Origin of the sequence: Deinococcus roseus, from assembly GCF_014646895.1 — a bacterium.
Taxonomy (GTDB): Bacteria; Deinococcota; Deinococci; order Deinococcales; family Deinococcaceae; genus Deinococcus_C; species Deinococcus_C roseus.
This window is the reverse complement of the sequence record NZ_BMOD01000004.1, coordinates 200,778-217,267: the sequence shown is the minus strand read 5'-3', so window position 1 is coordinate 217,267 and position 16,490 is coordinate 200,778. Positions and strand designations below refer to the sequence as shown.

Below are 16,490 nucleotides of genomic sequence, written 5' to 3'. Positions count from 1 at the left end.
CCCTCCAGCACTGGAGGGATCAGGAAGGTTTGCAGGGGTTTTGCAGCTCAACGCTGGGGTGGAATCACATCCACATCAATGGTGCGACCATTTTTGATGGTGGCCTGGGTGTGGCTGCGGGGCTGGCGCTGGTTTGGCTGGGAAGCAGGTTGCTGGGCACTTCGAAACATCCGCCAGATGCCCACCACCTGACGGTAGATCTGGGCCCACACCTGCAGGGTCTGTCTGGTTCTGAAATAAAAGGCCTGAATTCTGCGCCACACGTTCATGCCTCATGATGAAATGGGCAGTGGTGAGGATGATGTGTCATTCGCAAAAGCCCTGCAAAAGAACCCTTCCAGATTTGCTCTGGAAGGGTTCTTTTGTTGAAGGTTTTACAGCTTCCCAATCTCTTCCAGCACATAAGCACTGGTCAGGATGCCATTCAGATAATCCTGCACCGCGAAACTCTCATTGGGGCTGTGGGGGGCATCAATGTCCAGGCCCATGTCCACAAACAAAATGGGTGCCCCCACAATGCGGGTGAAAGTGGCGGCAATGGGGATGCTGCCCCCGGTGCGGATGAACACTGCATCCCGGTTGTAAACCTTCTGCAGGGCGGTGTTGGCTGCTTTCACGTAAGGACTGTTCAGGTCCACCACGAAAGGATCGCCACCGTGGTGCTCAAAAGCATGCACTTTCACGCCTTCAGGGGCCAGGGTGGGAATGTGGTTCAGGGCCAGCTCGGTGATGCGGGTGGGGTCCTGACCGGGCACCAGACGCATGCTGATCTTGGCCCCAGCTTTTGCCGCAATCACGGTTTTTGCACCTTCGCCCTGATAGCCCCCCCAGATGCCGTTCACGTCCAGGGTTGGGCGTGCCCAGATGCGTTCCAGCACGCTGAAGCCTTTTTCTCCAGGGAAGGTGTCAATGCCAATGGACGCCCCCCACTGCTTTTCATCGAAGGGCAGACCTTCCCACATGTCCCTCTCTTGCTGGGTCAGGTCCTGGATGCCGTCGTAGAAGCCAGGAATGGTCACATGACCCTGGTCGTCTTTCAGCTGGGCAATCATCTCGCAGAGGGCATTGATGGGGTTGGGTACAGCACCGCCATAAGCCCCGCTGTGCAGGTCACGGGAAGCCCCCTGCACGTGCACCTCGATGTAACTCAGGCCACGCAAACCATAAGTGATGGAGGGGGTGTCTGCAGAGAAGCGTGAGCCGTCTGAAATCAGGATCACATCGGCCTGAAGTTCAGCTTTGTGCTCTTCCAGGTAACTGGCCAGGTTTGGGCTGCCAATTTCTTCTTCGCCTTCAAAAAGAATCTTGATGTTGACGGGCAGTTCTCCCTGTTCTTTCAGCAGGGTTTCGATGCCTTTCACATGGGCGTACAGTTGCCCTTTGTCGTCTGTGGAGCCTCTGGCGTAGATGCGGCCATTTTTGATGGTGGGTTCAAAAGGAGGGGTTTTCCACTCTTCCAGAGGGGCTTCGGGCTGCACATCGTAGTGACCGTAGATCATCACGGTGGGCTTCCCTGCAGCGGTGAGGCGTTCGGCATACACCACCGGGTGCCCTGCGGTGGGATTGATCTGGGCTTTGAACCCCAGTTCGGTCAGTTTGCTTTGCAGAAATTCCACAGCTTGCTGCATCCCGGCCCCGTAGGCACTGTCTGCAGACACCGAGGGCATGCGAAGAAACGTGAAGAGCTCCTGTAAAGCCAGATCCTGGTCAAATTGCATGACGGGATTATAACCTGTCTAGAGAACAGGTCAAGATGTTTGGGACAGAATGGGTGGTGCCCCAGGAAGGAACCCTGCTGGGTGGGATTTTTGGTCTTGAGAGCATGCAGGCTTTCAGGAGGTTTTTTGCTGATGGCCAGGGTCCAGCAAATCAGCCTGATGCTTGTTCAGATCCGTCAGGGCAATTCCAGAATCACGCCCCGTGCACGTGAATCCGACAATCCCCCATCCACATTGATGCATTTGCCATTGGCGTACATGTAAGGCTCGGTGAGGGTCAGCACTGCGTCGCGTTCAATGCCCAGCATGTAATGAATCGGGGTGTGACCATGCACCATGCAGCTTCCTCCGAAGGCTTCCAGAACCGGCTGAATCAGGGTGGTGTCCTGAAAGAAGGCCCGCCTTTCGGTGAACTCTTCAATCAGGATGGCCCACAGGGCAGCGTCTCCAAAGCACATCACCTGCCTGAAAAACCAGTTGACATCACGGAGATTGCGCCCATAACGCAGGTACATCAGGCTGTCTGCGTGCATGAACAGGTATTCCCCGAGCTTCAGCAATGCAGGACGGCTTTGCAGCCATTCGATGTGGTGGGGTTGCAGGTGCCTGAGGTCCCGTTTCTGGCCTCCATTGTTCAGCCAGAAGTCTTTGAGGGTGTAACGGGCGTCCTTGCCCTGGTGGTTGGGGTGCAGGGCGGCGGCCAGCAGCATCAAATCATGGTTGCCCAGCAGGGCATGCACCTGATCAGGAGCCTGGTGGCTCAGGCGCATCACCACATCCAGCACTTCTTTGCCGTGTTCGCCCCGGTCGGTGTAATCCCCCAGAAAAACCAGGGTGTGGTTTCTGCCAGTGTAATTGACCTCCCGGTCAATCAGGCCGTGGGAATGCAGCAATGCAAGCATTTCTTTCAGGCGGCCATGGATGTCAGAGAGGACGAAGATTGCCATCAGTCAGGGACCTGTCCTCAGAGTTTCAGCAGAATGCCCGGAGGCCTGGAGTCTGCGAGACCTCCATCCACATTGATGCACATGCCCTCGCAGTACAGCAGGGCATCTTTGAGCACCCGCAGGTAGTAATCGGCTTTTTCTCCGGTCATGTGGTAAATGGGGGTGTGGCCGTGAATGATGCGGCTGCCTCCAAAAGTGCTGAGCACCTGTCTGGCATTGTGGGGCTGGTGCAAAAAGGCTTTGCGTTCACTGAACTGGGCAATCAGGTCATCCCATTTTTCGGGAATGGGAATGCTCAGCAGGCCTTTGAAAGCTGCATTCACTGCATCCACATTGCGCCCGTAATTCAGGTACATCATGTTGTCTGCGTGCATGAACAGGAAAGGACCGAACTTGAACATCACGGGCATGTTTTGCAAGAAAGTCACATGTTCCGGGGTCAGGCGTTCCAGATCCCGCCGTTGCCCACCGTTGCGCAGAAAATGGTCGATGCGTGGAGAGCAGGCGGTGGGACTGTCGTAACTGGGATGAAAGTGGGTGGCCAGCAAATGCAGATCGTGGTTTCCCAGCAATGCAAACACGTTGCTGGGGGCCTGTTTTTTCAGGCGCATCACCAGGTCCAGCACCTCAATGCCGTGTTCCCCCCGGTCCATGTAATCTCCCAGCAGGATCAGCAGGTCGTCTTCGCCGCCCATCCAGTCCAGGTCGTCGTCAATGATCCAGGCCTGCTTGAGCAGCTGAACAAAATTGGCGTAGCGACCGTGAATGTCGCTCATGACGTATAAGCTCATTCCTCTTCGGTCTCCTGTGGAGGGGGCAAGGTGCGGAAATGGGTCATGCGTTCGGTGAGGTCCTGATGAATGCGGTTGATGTCCTTCTCAAAGGCGGCCTGCATGTCCTCCAGGCGGTGCCTGAGGCGCATGATTTCCTCCACCCCGGCCAGGTTGACCCCCAGTTCCTGGGTGAAGCGGCGGATTTCCCTCAGGTGGTCAATGTCCCGCTCACTGTAAAGGCGGGTTTTCCCGCTGGAACGGCCCGGACGGATCAGCCCTTTGCGCTCGTACAGCCTGAGGGTCTGCGGGTGCATGTCCACCAATTCTGCTGCAATGGAGATGACATATACAGGGCGGTCCCTGGGATCGATGGGACCTCCACTGGAAGGCAGAGCCAGAGGCTGGCTGCTGACTTTCTCCTCAATGGCCAGTTCAATACGGCGAATTTCGCTTTCAAAATCGTCTTGCAGGTCGTCCAGTTCATGCTGGAGCCGCATCACTTCTTCAACACCGGCCAGGTTGACGCCCAGTTCCTGGGTCAGCCTGCGGATTTCTTTGAGGTATTCAATGTCCCGTTCGCTGTAAAGGCGGGTTTTCCCGCTGGAGCGTCCTGGACGGATCAGTCCTTTGCGCTCGTACAGCCTGAGGGTTTGCGGATGCATGTCCACCAGTTCTGCCGCAACCGAGATGACGTATACGGGACGGTCTTTACCTTCATTCGGCATGACACCAGTATACAAATGTTTTCTCAGTGTGTTCCGATCAGGTCAGGTCAGGGAACACCCGGGGCATGGGATGCGTACTATGAAACAAGGAGGACGCGATGCGTTTCTTGATTCATGTCTTGTTGCTTTTCCCGGCCAGTTTCTTTCTGGCCTACTGGTTGACCCGAATTTCTGGAAAGATCTGGATGGGCGTTCTGGGGGGCGTTCTGGGTGTGGCCCTGGTGGGGGCACTCTTTGGGGTTTTGAAGTTTACCGGCTGGCTGAACCTGGGAGAAACTCCGCTGGAAGCTGCTGGCAAATACCTGTATGTCTTTGGCTGGAATGTGGGATTGCTGGCTGCCCTGCCTGGCATCATTCTGGGCCTGATCCGCAGGGAAAACCGGGCTTCAAAAGCCATCCAGAAAACATCCAGATGAGGGTGTCCCAATGAAGGCCAGCATTCACAACAGCGAACATTATGTGTGGGGTGGCAGCTGTGACGGCTGGAAGCTGTTGCAGCAACCCGGTCTCAGTGTCATCCAGGAAAGGATGCCTGCAGGCACCCAGGAGATCGCCCATTACCATGAGCAGGCAGAGCAGTTCTTTTATGTGCTTTCGGGAGAACTCACCCTGCGGTTCCAGACGGGAGATGTTCTGTTGACTGCCCAGGAGGGGGTGCATGTGCCTGCTTTGCGTTCCCACACTGCCATGAACCTCAGTGCTGCAGATGTGCATTTCCTGGTGGTGTCCAGCCCCAGCACCGTGGGAGATCGGGTGGTCATCGAACAGATCGGGTAAAGTGAAACCCATGCGCTCTGCAATCGTTTTTGATCTGGATGGCACCCTCATTGACTCTGCCCGTGACATCACTGTGGCTTTTCAGCAGGCCTGCGTGAATGCAGGACATGCTGCTCCTGAAGAAGAACATGTCCGTGCCCTGATCGGACGCCCACTGCGGGAGATGTTTCACACCTTCTTGCCTGATGCAGACATGGATGCCCTGATTGCGGCTTACCGTGCCTACTACGATGAAAACTGCACGGTTTACACCCGTTTTTATCCTGGTGTGCTGGAGACACTGACCATTCTGAAAGGCAGAGGGTATTCCCTTGCCGTGGCCACCACCAAATACCCCAGGGTGGCCAGACTGGTCAGTGAAAAACTGGGCCTCACCCCTTACCTGGACCACATTCAGGGCACCGAGGGTTTTGCCCACAAACCTGAGCCAGATGTGATTTTTGCGGCTCTGGAAACTTTGCAGGCCCCTGGGCTCTGGATGGTGGGGGACACCACTGCGGATGTGCTGGCAGGCAAGGCTGCAGGTCTGAAAACCTATGCAGTGACCTGGGGCACCCACAGCAAAGACATTCTGGAAACCGTGCATCCAGATGTGATCGCAGATTCTCTGGATGCCTTGCTGGACCTGTGCCCCTGATGCAGGGTTTGACCTGAGACTGGGGTAGGCCGTTTTGCGGATGGGCTTCTGTCAGCTGAAGCCTGATGAACAGCCTGTTCCTGCGTTATCATCCTCATATGCAAGAACGCTTTGATGCAGTGACTGTCGAGGAATGCAGAGCATTTACCGGAGCCAAATGGCACCACTTCGGAGAGGAAGCCCTGGCCCTGTGGGTGGCAGACATGGACTTCCCCATTGCCGATGAGATCCAGCAGGCCATTCAGAAGCGCATCACCCACAACATTGGGTATCCTCAGCATGGGGGAGACCCTGAGTTGCTGGATGCCATTGTGGACCGCTTGTCCGGGCGTTTTGGCTGGCAGATTGAACGCAAAGACATCATGCTGATTCCTGGTGTGGTGCGGGGTCTGTTTGCAGGCGTGCTGGCCCTGACCCAGCCAGGAGATGGAGTGGTTACCCAGGTTCCGGTGTATCCTCCCTTCCTGATGTCCATTGAAAACACAGGTCGAGTGGTGCAGGCCAACCCCATGCTGCAAAAAGAAAACACCTGGGAGCTGGATTTTGAGCAACTGGAATCCCTGGTCACACCCCAGACCCGGCTCCTCATGCTGTGCAATCCACAGAACCCCACTGGGCGGGTGTTTTCACGTGCAGAGCTGGAAAAACTCGCGGAATTTGTCTTGAAACATGACCTGCTGGTGATCTCTGACGAACTGCATGCCGACCTGATTTTTGATGGGGAGCACACTGTTTTTGCCAGCCTGAGCCCGGAAATGGAAAGCCGGACCCTGACCCTGTATGGCCCTGGAAAGACCTTCAACCTGGCCGGTCTGGGGATGGGTTACATCATTTCTCGCAATCCAGAGCTGCTGGCCAGGGTGCGCAAAGCCACCGTGGGCATGTTGCCTGAGCCCAATGTGCTGTCCATGGCTGGAACGCTGGCGGCCTACACGCAGGCCCAACAATGGGAACGTGAAGTGGTGCAGTACCTGCACGCCAACCGGGACCACCTGAACGCCCGTCTGAAAGCCGAACTTCCCGAAGTCAAAACGGCGGTTCCAGAAGGGACTTACTTGCAATTGCTGGATTTCAATGCTTACCCCTTTGCTGCAGAAGCCCAGAAGGTGTTGCTGGCCGGAGGGGTGGCCCTCAATGAAGGCACAGCTTTCGGGAAGGATTACAAAGGTTATGTGCGCATCAATTTTGCCACCAGCCGTCAGATTCTGGACCAGGCCCTCGACCTGATGGTGAAAACCGTACAGACAAAGACAGTGCAGCAAAACGCCTGATCTGATTTTACTGCTGACCTGCATCCTGCTGCAGCACCTGGGGATGGGTCAGCAGTTCCTGTATTTCCTGATCTGGCTGGGATGACTGATCTGGCTGGAATGAATGGTGCTGTGGGGCAGGTTCAGGCCTGGGGAGGGCATAGGTGTCTGCAACGCCATAATTGACCTGATACCCCAGGTCTTCCAGTGCCCCAATGGTCATTTTGCTGAGGGGCATGGGGTTGCTGGTGGAGAAACCGGTCATCAGTTCGGTTTTGAAGGTTTCTTCGTCCCAGTGACCGCATTTGTTGCCAGCACCATACTGGTTTTCCACGGGAATGAAACCTGCTTCGCCAAGCTGGTGAAACTGCTGGTTGGCATGTTTCCCGGTGAATTCGATGTCGCTGGATTGCAGGCACCCAGAGGCATTGTCGTAGTTGAGGTAGGCATTCCAGATGGTGCCGATGCCCAGCACATGTCCCATTTCATGGAGGATCACATTTTGCAGGGTGCCGTCCTGCTCCCGGATGTGAAGGTCGTCGAGGTCAAAGTGAATCATTCCGGTGACGGGCAGGTTGCTTCCTGAGCGCAGAAGCAGGGGGCCAGACTGCGACATGATCCTGCCGGGTCCATCCATGCTGGCAGCAGTGACGGTGATCAGCAGGTCGTCCACCTGGATGGACCCAGAAACATCTGGGAGGCCCTTTGCCACCACCTGCTCCCAGCGGTGGGCGGCCTGCTGGAAAAAGGCTTTTTCCTGGCTGGTGAGCAGAGGTTCACCAGCAAACACCAGGGTGATGTTGTAAGGCTCCTGGGTCTGGGGACCGGTGACGGGAAGGCTGGAGTTTCCACAGCTGCTGAATCCCAGCAGCAGCACGACAGAAAGACAGTTCCATTTCAAAGCAGTCCTCCAAAATGCGAATCGCTTGCACTTCATCCCGGACAGCGCCCGGGTGTTTATGCTGTAATCATTGATGATCATAGCATAAAGATTTCTTTATTTTCATCCATGATGCTGGCATGTGAAGGAAATGACAGGCTCTAATCTTTGGGTTTCATGCAGAACAAAAAATGGGACTGAATTTTGAAAAATGAGAAGAAAAATGACAACAAACAACGTCTGGATAGCTGTTTCCGATTACTGAACTAAAACTGAAGCGGACGATGTGCTGACTGTGAGGGCTTTATTTTTGATAAACATAAGATTTATTACAATTTTACTGTTGCTGTTCTTGCTGAGTTTGACAGCATTGTATTTTGTGGCAGAGTAAATTCAGCGGAAATTCAGTCATGCTTCAGGCCCGCAAGAAGCTGATCTGGAACTGAAAGGAAAATTAAATTCAGGTAAACTTCATGCTGGTCATAATTGTAAAGGAGTGCGAAAAATCATACATTGCCAAATGGGAACTTGGTGAATTCTAATGTTCGAGACAGAAGCATAAGGGACAAGCCTGATCATTAAGATCCTGCTTCACTCGCGTCATGATTCTCTGGAGGACAAAATGTTAAAGACCCGTATTGGAATGTTAGCCCTCACTGGTATGTTGGCCCTCGCGTCTTGCGGTTCACAAGGCCCCAGCACCGTCACCCAGCCCCCTGTGAACGCCACCACAGTATCGGTGAACTTTGCCAACCCCAACGGCTACACCATCGTGGTGAAAGATGCTGCTGGCAATACCGTGACCAACCTCGCCCAGGTGGCTCCCGGCACCTACACCGTCACCTTCAGCAAAGGTGGCTTCAAAACCCAGACCCGCACCTACACCTTTGTGGAAGGCCAGAACTACAACCTGGAAGTGCCCACCCTGGAAGCCATCAGCGGTGCCTTCTTCATCAACGACCAGGGCCAGATCATCGAGATCAGCAAAGCCGACGTGGACAACGCTGGCAGCCGGTTTGTTTTCTACGCCTGGCTTGAAAATGAGCAGAGCGGGATTTACCTCCCCAACATCACCAACTTCACCGATCCTGGCCAGCCCAGTGCTGGAGAGCAGGATGAAGTGGCTCCCACCAACACCCAGAACCTGGCAGCAGGCTACGTGGGCTACAAAGCCAGCGACGGCAAAGTCTACCCTGTGATCGGCGCTTCTGTGCGCTGGGACATCCTGGAGCAGACCGGCAGTGTGCGTTTCAGTGCAGCCGATGACGGTGGCAACTCTGGCGGCGTGACCCCCCAGTACATCAGCGACAATGCCATGACCGCTGAAACCTTCACCAACCGCGCAGGCAACCCCAACAACGCCCGCTTCCCCTCCAGCCTGCAGTACCCCACCTACAACCGCACCGGAATCGGCACCCCCGACACCAACGGTTTCACCTGGACGGCCCTCAACCACGATCCCAAGTTCACCACCGCCACCGCACGGGTCCGTGCAGTTGCCTACGTGAACGGCACCGAAATCACCAAACAGTGGCTCAACAAGACCTTTGCTCCCAGTGCCAAACTCACCATCAGCAAAGATCCTGCCGCCCAGGAAACCCTGGTCAACGAAGCCAAGAGCTTCACCGTCACCGTCAAGAACATCGGTCAGGGTGCAGCCACCAACATCAAACTCAATGACAAACTGATGTCTGGCAACGCAGCTGCTTACGGCATCACTGCACCTGCCAACTCCACCCCCAACACCACCGATGGCTTCGATGCCAGCTTCGATCTGGCCCCCGGTGAGAGCCGCACCTTCACCTTCCCTGCACAGGCCAGCGCCACCGGCGTTTACTGTGACATGGCAACCATCACCAGCTTCGTGAACGGTGCTTTCGGAGTGCAGAACCCCACCGACCTGAACGACAGCGCCTGCTTGACCGTGCGTGCCCCCAAACTCAACATCATCAAGGAATTTGTGGATGCTGCAGGCAATGTGATTGCCGATCCCCAGACCGTGATGGCCAACACCGACGCTTCGGTGCGTGTGACCGTCTCCAACGGTGGGGATGCCACCGCCACAGGCGTGGTCGTCACCGACAACCTCAATGGTGGAGCCAGCGCACCTTACAGTGTCAGCCAGCTGCCCACCGGAACCACCGCCAATGCCAATGATGGTTTTGTGGCTCCTGCCTTCGATCTGGCCGCCGGTCAGACCAAGTCCTTCCTGTTCAAAGTGCGTGCTTCTGAAGACGGCAAGTACTGTGATACCGCCAGCTTCACCAGCCGCAACGCTGGAACCGGCATGGATGACGCCTGCTTGATCGTGGCCACCCCCAAACTGAACATCGTCAAGACCAACACCCCCACCGACAACCTGTTCCCCGGACGCAGCTACACCTCCACCATCGTGGTGAGCAACAGCGGCAACGCCACTGCAACCAACGTGGCTGTGAAAGACCTCCTGGGTCAGCTGACCGGCGGCACCGCAGTGGTCAACTTCGGCAGCGGTTCCTTCACCGTCAGCCCCGCTGGCACCACCGGAACCGTGGGCCGCAGTGGCAACGAAATCACCACCGTTCCTGCCACCGTGGACCTGCCTGCAGGCGGCAACATCACCGTCACCCTGACCAGCACCATCCCCGCAGGAGCCACCGCTGGACAGTACTGTGACGTGGCTTCCTTCACCAGTGGCAACGCTGGAACCGGTCAGACCACCGCCTGTGTGACCGTTCGCGCCATCCTGGCCGAGCAGCTGCAGATGGTCGACACCGTTGACCCCATCACCGTGGCTGGCACCACCACCGTCTACGACGGCACCTACCTGATTGAAACCACCTCCAACGAAAGTGCGATCAACAACAAGATCAACTTCGCCTTCGGTGTGACCAATCCTCTGCAGAACAGCGGCGGTGTCTTCAACTTCAGCAACGTGCGCGTCTACTTCGATCCCACCCCTGTGCGCGATCCCCAGACTGGTACGGTCACCTCTGACTACACCAGTGCCACCGCAGTGCTGCTGACCAACGGCACCCAGTACACCACCAACGCCAACAGCGGCACCGGTCAGCTGACCCTGACCTTCACCCCCTCCTTCGCCCTCAGCGCTGGAGCCGCCCTGTACACCCGTGTGGATGCCATGGCACCCGCCGGTGTCAATCCCGACAACTACAACTCCACGGTGCTGTGGCAGAACACTGGCAGCAAGTCTGGCCAGCTGTACCAACAGTACAAGTCCGAGTCCACCACTGTCATCAGCAAGTAAGACCTCTAAAACTCAACCCCTCTGGACATCCAGAGGGGTTTTTCATGCTGCCTGGATTTCATTTCATTTGCCCTGACCACAAAGCACAGTAAAGTAGACCCATGATTCGAGCGGTTTCCATGGTCAGCAATGATGAGCCCAACTGGGAGCAGAATCCGGAAAGTGTATGGGTGGATGTGCTTGCCCCCACCCCGGATGAGCTGTCCCACCTCAAAACCATTTTCACCTTCAATCCGCTGGCCCTGGAAGACGCCCTCACAGAAGGCCACTGGAGCAGGTTTGAATACTACCGCGAGCATGCCTTTCTGGTGTACCGCACCCTCAACCCCAACGGCAAATGCAACGATGACACCGAGCGGGTCAGCATCTTCTGGTATCCAGAGACCGACACCCTGGTCACGTTGCGCCTGCGTGAGGTGGGCTACCTGGACGAGGTCTGGCAGACCTTTGAACCCGTCACCCACGGCATTGAGGAACGGGTGATCTACAACCTGCTCTCTCGGGGGGCAGACAATTTTTTTGCTTTCACAGACGAACTGAAAGAAGAAACCGACACCCTGGAAGAATCGATGTTTCAGCACCACAAATCCCAGAACCTGGTCAAACAGGTGTTTCACTACAAGCACCTGATCATGACGGCGCGCAGGCTGGTCAGCAGTGCCCGTGAAAGCGTGGCATCCTTTGCCCGCCATTCCAGCCTGATCGGAGAAGAGAACAACCGCACCACCACCGAGGAACTGTCGCTCTACCTGAGGGACATTGTGGATTTGCTGACCCGCACCTACGAATCGCTGGATTCTTCCCGTGAGGTGCTGACCAGTGTGCTGGACGTGAACCTCACCGTGCAGTCCAACCGCATGAACGAGGTGATGAAAACCCTCACCACCGTTTCCACCATCTTCTTGCCTTTGACCTTCCTGGCTGGAGTGTGGGGCATGAATTTTGACCACATGCCCGAATTGCACTGGCGTTTTGGATACCTGCTGTCCTGGCTGGTGTTTTTGTTGCTGGGTCTGGGTCTGGGCTGGTACTTCAGAAAAAGAGGCTGGTGGTGAGCTTCACTTTTTCTGAAATTTCAGCAGCATGCCATTTTTGTCATCGGTGAAGTAAAAACCACCATCGGAGGCAAAAGAGATGTCCACCGGAGCGCCCTGTTTCTGGTTTGTTTTGGTGTCCCAATCCCAGACCACCTCCTGCAGTTTGCCAGAGGGAATGCCTTTTGAATTGACCGAATACATCACAATGCGGTGGCCATTGGAACGGTAACCATGCAAACCCACCACCACAGTGTTTTGCAAGACAGGGTAAGCATTTTCAGGAGCATAGGCCATGCCCAGAGGTGCCCCATGTCCGGGAAGCAGCACTGCGGGTTTGAGGCTGTTCTGACACTTGAAGGCTTTAAACTCTGGAGCGTTCTGCTGGTTGTCGTAACAGTAAGGCCAGCCGTAAAATCCCCCCTGCTGGATTACATTCAGCTCATCATGAGGGAGGTCATCGTCATTGAGTTTCAGGATGCTGGCGAGGGCATCTCTGCTGTTTTCTGCTTGCAGCAGGGTTCCAGAAGGATGCAATGCCAGTCCCATGGAGTTGCGCAGTCCTTTTGCCAGGACAACAGAACCTGTGGGTTTACCGTCCTGTTTCCAATCGAGGATGAATTTTTTGAGCAAGGCACGGGAGGCTGCTTCTGCACAGGAGGTTTTCCCTTTTTGCTCCTCGCAGTTGTCGGTGGAAGAGCCATAATTCACCACCAGATTCTTCTGGGCATCAAAAATGAAGGTCTTTAGAGGATGTCGGCCCGATTCGGGCAGCGAAGAGACCACCACGGTTTTTGCCGGGGGGTTTTTCAGGTCAAAACGGAAGATCTGGCTGTCCTCCCCAACGTAAATCAGACCATCCGGCCCAAGCCGGATGCCGTGTGGACGGTCCAGTTTGGTCAGCAACCGCTTGATGGATTTTCCAGGGGTGATCAGGGTCACGGCGCCAATGTTGTGTCCCCAGCCTCCCATTTCCACCACCAGCACGTTTCCGTTGGAGAGGGCCAGCACGCCTCTGGGAAATTTGAGGTTCTGTTGCACCAGGGCCACACAATAACCTTCGGGGGTTTTGACATTCAGGGCCGGAAAATTCCCACAAGACGCTGCAGAGGCCGTCCCCAGCAGGCCCACCCCCAGGCAACCCCAGAGCTTTTTCATGAGGGATGGGTTTCCATCAGGTAGTCCATGGCCAGTTTGTACCCCAGCATGCCCAGACCGCTGATTTTTCCTTTGCACACCGCAGCTGTGACCGATTTGTGCCGGAACTCTTCACGGGCATCCACATTGGAGATGTGCACCTCCACCACCGGAAGTTTCTGTCCAGAAATGGCGTCCCTCAAAGCATAGGAATAATGGGTCAGTGCCCCTGGATTGATCACAATGCCTGTGAAACCATGGCTTTCTGCTTCATGGATCCATTCCAGAAGTTGCCCTTCGTAGTTGCTCTGGCGGCAGGTGACATTGGTGCCCAGTTCTGCCCCCCAGCTTTCACACATGCCTTCCAGGTCTGCGAGGGTGGTGGAACCATAGACGGTGGGCTCACGGGTGCCCAGCAGGTTCAAATTAGGACCGTTTAAAACCAGAATCATGCGTGCCTCCAGAAGTGTTGCCTGTTGTTTGATGGTGCAGGTGGTGTTGCTGTGTCCCTGACAGTTTAACGGGATCAAGCATGAGGTGGAAGAAAAACAGCCAGAGCAAAACCCTGGCTGTATGGAAAATCAAGACTTCAGAGGTCCTGCAGAAACTCCTGGAAACTGTCCTGCTGGACTTGCAGAGGAACCCGTGCCAGATAAGGTTCACCATGGTCTTTTAAAAGGGTGAATCGGATGCCTTCTGAATCGGCCTTCTTGTCTCTGGACATGAAGCTGTGCAGAACAGCAAAATCCCTATTGGGCAGGGGAGCGGGATTCATCCACTTCAGGAAGTCCAGGGTTCTGGGGGTCAGGTCTGCTCCGCCCAGGTTTCTGGACAGGTGGGCTGCATAGTGCATGCCATAAGCCACCGCTTCCCCGTGGGAGATCTGGTGTTTGGACACGGCTTCCAGTGCATGGGCCAGGGTGTGCCCGAAATTCAGGAAGGCCCTCTCGTGTTTTTCGTGCGGGTCAATGGACACGATGTGGGCTTTCACCTGAATGCTGCGGGCCAGTTCTGCAGCAAAAACCTCACTGTGCAAATCTTCCAGCTCGTAGAACTTGCTGACCGGAGCATCCCGGTCCAGCAGGTGATGCTTGAACAGTTCTGCCATGCCTTCTTTAAAGACCTGAGGGGGCAGGCTCTGCAGGGTGGACAGGTCAGCATAAACGCTCTGGGGTTGCCAGAAAGCACCCACCAGGTTCTTGCCTTCGGGCAGGTTGATCCCGGTTTTGCCCCCCACGCTGGCATCCACCATGCCCAGCAAGGTGGTGGGCAGATTGATGAACCTCACCCCGCGCAGGTAACTGGCCGCAACATAACCAGCCAGATCGCTGGTGGCTCCACCTCCCAGGGCCACCACCAGGGAATCCCGGGTGAAGTTGGCTGCAGCCAATCTGGACAGCACCTCTGCCAGAACAGTGAAGTTCTTGCAGGCTTCTCCTGCAGGAAGGGGGATCAGCAAACTGACCCGGTCTTTCAGGCGATCCAGGGTTTCCTGGGGGATGTTGCTGTCGTAGATCAGTGCGGTGTTCCTGGGAAATTCCAGGTTTTCCAGCAACTGAAAACCCACTGTGACGGTGTAGGGATCACTCACCTGAACGTGAATCTTGTGCATGACGGTACTCCCAGAGTTTTTCCATGATTTCCAGCACCACCTGCTCACTGGGCTGGTGGTCGGTGTGGACGTGAATGTCTCCCTGAGCGTAAGCAGGAGCACGCTCGGTGAGCAGGCTTTTGATGCGCTCTACAGGATTTGCCACCTTCAAGAGCGGACGATCACTTTTGAAGGTGCGCTGGTAAATGGTTTCTGGCTGGGCGTGCAGCACCACCACCGGGCCACGGGCTTTCAGCACCGCCTGATTTTCAGGGTTGACGAAAGCCCCTCCGCCCAGGGAAACCACCGCCAGATCCAGATGGGTGGTGCGTTTCAGCACTTCCCGTTCGTAAGCCCGGAACGTCTCCTCGCCGTAACACTCAAAGATCTCGCTGATTTTCATGCCACTGATCCGCTCGATCACCTTGTCGGTGTCCACAAAGTTGAGCAAAAGGCGGCGGGAAAGTTCCCATCCCACCCGGCTTTTTCCGGTGCCCATGAAGCCTGCCAGGGCCAGCCAGCGCACCGGGCGTTCCATTTTGGTGTGACTGAACATCATTTGTTCCATTCTGGTCAGGCTTTCAGTATAAGCCTGGCTCCATCAGTATTCAGCAACAAATCCGCGGTAGGTGGCCAGGCGCTCCTGAATTTCGGGCAGGGTGTCGCCGCCAAATTTTTCCAGGATGGCCTCTGCCAGCACCAGACCAATCACGCACTGCATGATCACGCCAGCAGCAGGCACGGCAGTGGTATCAGAACGCTCCAGAGCAGCATCTGCAGGCTGTTTGGTGACCACATCGATGGAGGGCAGGGGAGACATCAGGGTGGCAATGGGTTTCAGGGCGATGCGCACCACCAGGTCTTCACCATCGGTCATGCCCCCTTCCAGGCCGCCTGCACCGTTGGTCAGGCGGTAATAGCCCTTGCCATCTTCGCGGTAAATGGCGTCATGCACCTGGGAGCCGGGCATGCGGGTGCCCCGGAAACCGTAACCCACTTCCACGCCCTTGACGGCCTGCACGCTCATCACGGCCTGGGCAATGCGGCCATCCAGTTTGCGGTCCCAGTGCACATGCGAACCCAATCCAATGGGCAGGTTGCGGAAACGCACCTCCAGAATGCCTCCCAGGGTGTCTCCATCTTTCTTGGCCTGATCGATGCGCTCCACCATTTTCTGGGAGGCCTCGGGATCGGGGCAGCGCACCAGAGAGCTCTCGATGGCATCCACCAGATCCCAGTTGAAAGGCACATTGCTGTCGATGTCGCACAGGCTGGAGACATAATTGACCCCGGTGATGTCCAGTTCAGACAGCAACTTGAGGGCCACTGCACCCACAGCCACCCGCATGGTGGTTTCACGGGCACTGGCCCGTTCCAGCACATCCCGCAAATCCTTGTGGCGGTATTTGATGCCGCCTGCCAGGTCTGCGTGGCCAGGACGGGCACGGGTCAGGGACTTCTTGCGGGGTTCATTGCCTGGTTCAGGGCTCATGATTTCCGTCCAGTTGCGGTGGTCCTTGTTCTCCACCACCAGGGTGAGGGGAGCACCCGTGGTGCGTCCGGCCCGCACACCCGACATGAACAGCACCTGATCGGTTTCAATTTGCATTCTGCGGCCCCGACCATACCCACCCTGGCGTTTGGCCAGCCAGGGATTGATGTCTTCAGCCGTCAGGGGAAGCTGGGAAGGCAACCCCTCAATGATGGTGGTCAATTGAGGACCGTGAGATTCGCCTGCAGTTAAGAACTTCATGCTAAGCAGCTTAACATGAGT

At 56.0% G+C, this 16,490-nt stretch carries 17 protein-coding genes; 6 read left to right on the top strand and 11 right to left on the bottom strand.

Annotation, left to right across the window (positions count from 1 at the left end; genetic code table 11):
* Positions 1-47: 47 nt before the first annotated feature.
* The 5 genes from IEY52_RS08155 to hspR all read right to left on the bottom strand — a co-directional run bounded on the left by IEY52_RS08155 (position 48) and on the right by hspR (position 4,163).
* Positions 48-269 carry a hypothetical protein gene (locus tag IEY52_RS08155; protein WP_189002178.1) on the bottom strand — a complete coding sequence of 74 codons (222 nt, stop codon included), beginning with the start codon at positions 267-269 and terminating at the stop codon, positions 48-50.
* A gap of 105 nt (positions 270-374) precedes the next feature.
* Positions 375-1,718: a dipeptidase gene (locus IEY52_RS08150; RefSeq protein ID WP_189002177.1), complete on the bottom strand. Its 1,344-nt coding sequence runs from the start codon at positions 1,716-1,718 to the stop codon at positions 375-377.
* Between the two features lie 176 nt (positions 1,719-1,894).
* Positions 1,895-2,665 carry a metallophosphoesterase family protein gene (locus IEY52_RS08145; RefSeq protein WP_189002176.1) on the bottom strand — a complete coding sequence of 257 codons (771 nt, stop codon included), beginning with the start codon at positions 2,663-2,665 and terminating at the stop codon, positions 1,895-1,897.
* Positions 2,666-2,682: 17 nt separating this feature from the next.
* Positions 2,683-3,441 carry a metallophosphoesterase gene (locus tag IEY52_RS08140; protein ID WP_189002175.1) on the bottom strand — a complete coding sequence of 253 codons (759 nt, stop codon included), beginning with the start codon at positions 3,439-3,441 and terminating at the stop codon, positions 2,683-2,685.
* 11 nt (positions 3,442-3,452) lie between these two features.
* Positions 3,453-4,163: a heat shock protein transcriptional repressor HspR, fused homodimer type gene (gene hspR / locus IEY52_RS08135; protein ID WP_189002174.1), complete on the bottom strand. Its 711-nt coding sequence runs from the start codon at positions 4,161-4,163 to the stop codon at positions 3,453-3,455.
* A gap of 98 nt (positions 4,164-4,261) precedes the next feature.
* Between hspR and IEY52_RS08130 the strand changes: the two genes are divergently transcribed.
* The 4 genes from IEY52_RS08130 (at position 4,262) to IEY52_RS08115 (ending at position 6,848) form a co-directional block, all read left to right on the top strand.
* Positions 4,262-4,579 (top strand): hypothetical protein, encoded by a 318-nt coding sequence (locus IEY52_RS08130; RefSeq protein WP_189002173.1) that lies wholly within the window; start codon positions 4,262-4,264, stop codon positions 4,577-4,579.
* Between the two features lie 10 nt (positions 4,580-4,589).
* Complete coding sequence (locus IEY52_RS08125) at positions 4,590-4,940, top strand: cupin domain-containing protein (RefSeq protein WP_189002172.1); 351 nt, start codon at positions 4,590-4,592, stop codon at positions 4,938-4,940.
* 10 nt (positions 4,941-4,950) lie between these two features.
* Positions 4,951-5,577 carry an HAD family hydrolase gene (locus tag IEY52_RS08120; protein ID WP_189002171.1) on the top strand — a complete coding sequence of 209 codons (627 nt, stop codon included), beginning with the start codon at positions 4,951-4,953 and terminating at the stop codon, positions 5,575-5,577.
* A gap of 98 nt (positions 5,578-5,675) precedes the next feature.
* Positions 5,676-6,848: a MalY/PatB family protein gene (locus tag IEY52_RS08115; RefSeq protein ID WP_189002170.1), complete on the top strand. Its 1,173-nt coding sequence runs from the start codon at positions 5,676-5,678 to the stop codon at positions 6,846-6,848.
* Positions 6,849-6,855: 7 nt separating this feature from the next.
* Here the strand turns inward: IEY52_RS08115 and IEY52_RS08110 are convergent, their stop codons facing one another.
* Positions 6,856-7,728: a leishmanolysin-related zinc metalloendopeptidase gene (locus IEY52_RS08110; RefSeq protein WP_189002169.1), complete on the bottom strand. Its 873-nt coding sequence runs from the start codon at positions 7,726-7,728 to the stop codon at positions 6,856-6,858.
* Between the two features lie 601 nt (positions 7,729-8,329).
* On the opposite strand from IEY52_RS08110, the gene IEY52_RS08105 reads away from it, so the two are divergent.
* Both IEY52_RS08105 and corA read left to right on the top strand, forming a co-directional pair.
* Entirely contained in the window at positions 8,330-10,954 is a 2,625-nt protein-coding gene (locus IEY52_RS08105; RefSeq protein ID WP_189002168.1) for a PEGA domain-containing protein, read from the top strand.
* 101 nt (positions 10,955-11,055) lie between these two features.
* The gene (gene corA, locus IEY52_RS08100; protein WP_189002167.1) at positions 11,056-12,009 is read left to right on the top strand and encodes a magnesium/cobalt transporter CorA; all 954 of its coding nucleotides are present in this window, start codon (positions 11,056-11,058) and stop codon (positions 12,007-12,009) included.
* A gap of 3 nt (positions 12,010-12,012) precedes the next feature.
* Here the strand turns inward: corA and IEY52_RS08095 are convergent, their stop codons facing one another.
* The 5 genes from IEY52_RS08095 to aroC all read right to left on the bottom strand — a co-directional run bounded on the left by IEY52_RS08095 (position 12,013) and on the right by aroC (position 16,469).
* Positions 12,013-13,146, bottom strand: a complete 1,134-nt coding sequence (locus IEY52_RS08095) for a PQQ-dependent sugar dehydrogenase (RefSeq protein WP_189002166.1) — start codon at positions 13,144-13,146, stop codon at positions 12,013-12,015.
* The gene (gene aroQ / locus IEY52_RS08090; protein WP_189002165.1) at positions 13,143-13,577 is read right to left on the bottom strand and encodes a type II 3-dehydroquinate dehydratase; all 435 of its coding nucleotides are present in this window, start codon (positions 13,575-13,577) and stop codon (positions 13,143-13,145) included. Before aroQ ends, IEY52_RS08095 begins: the two co-directional genes overlap by 4 nt.
* A gap of 137 nt (positions 13,578-13,714) precedes the next feature.
* Entirely contained in the window at positions 13,715-14,737 is a 1,023-nt protein-coding gene (aroB, locus tag IEY52_RS08085; RefSeq protein WP_189002164.1) for a 3-dehydroquinate synthase, read from the bottom strand.
* On the bottom strand, positions 14,709-15,275 hold the full coding sequence (locus tag IEY52_RS08080) for a shikimate kinase (RefSeq protein WP_229684685.1): 567 nt from the start codon (positions 15,273-15,275) through the stop codon (positions 14,709-14,711). Before IEY52_RS08080 ends, aroB begins: the two co-directional genes overlap by 29 nt.
* A gap of 42 nt (positions 15,276-15,317) precedes the next feature.
* On the bottom strand, positions 15,318-16,469 hold the full coding sequence (gene aroC / locus IEY52_RS08075) for a chorismate synthase (RefSeq protein WP_189002162.1): 1,152 nt from the start codon (positions 16,467-16,469) through the stop codon (positions 15,318-15,320).
* Between the last annotated feature and the right edge of the window lie 21 nt (positions 16,470-16,490).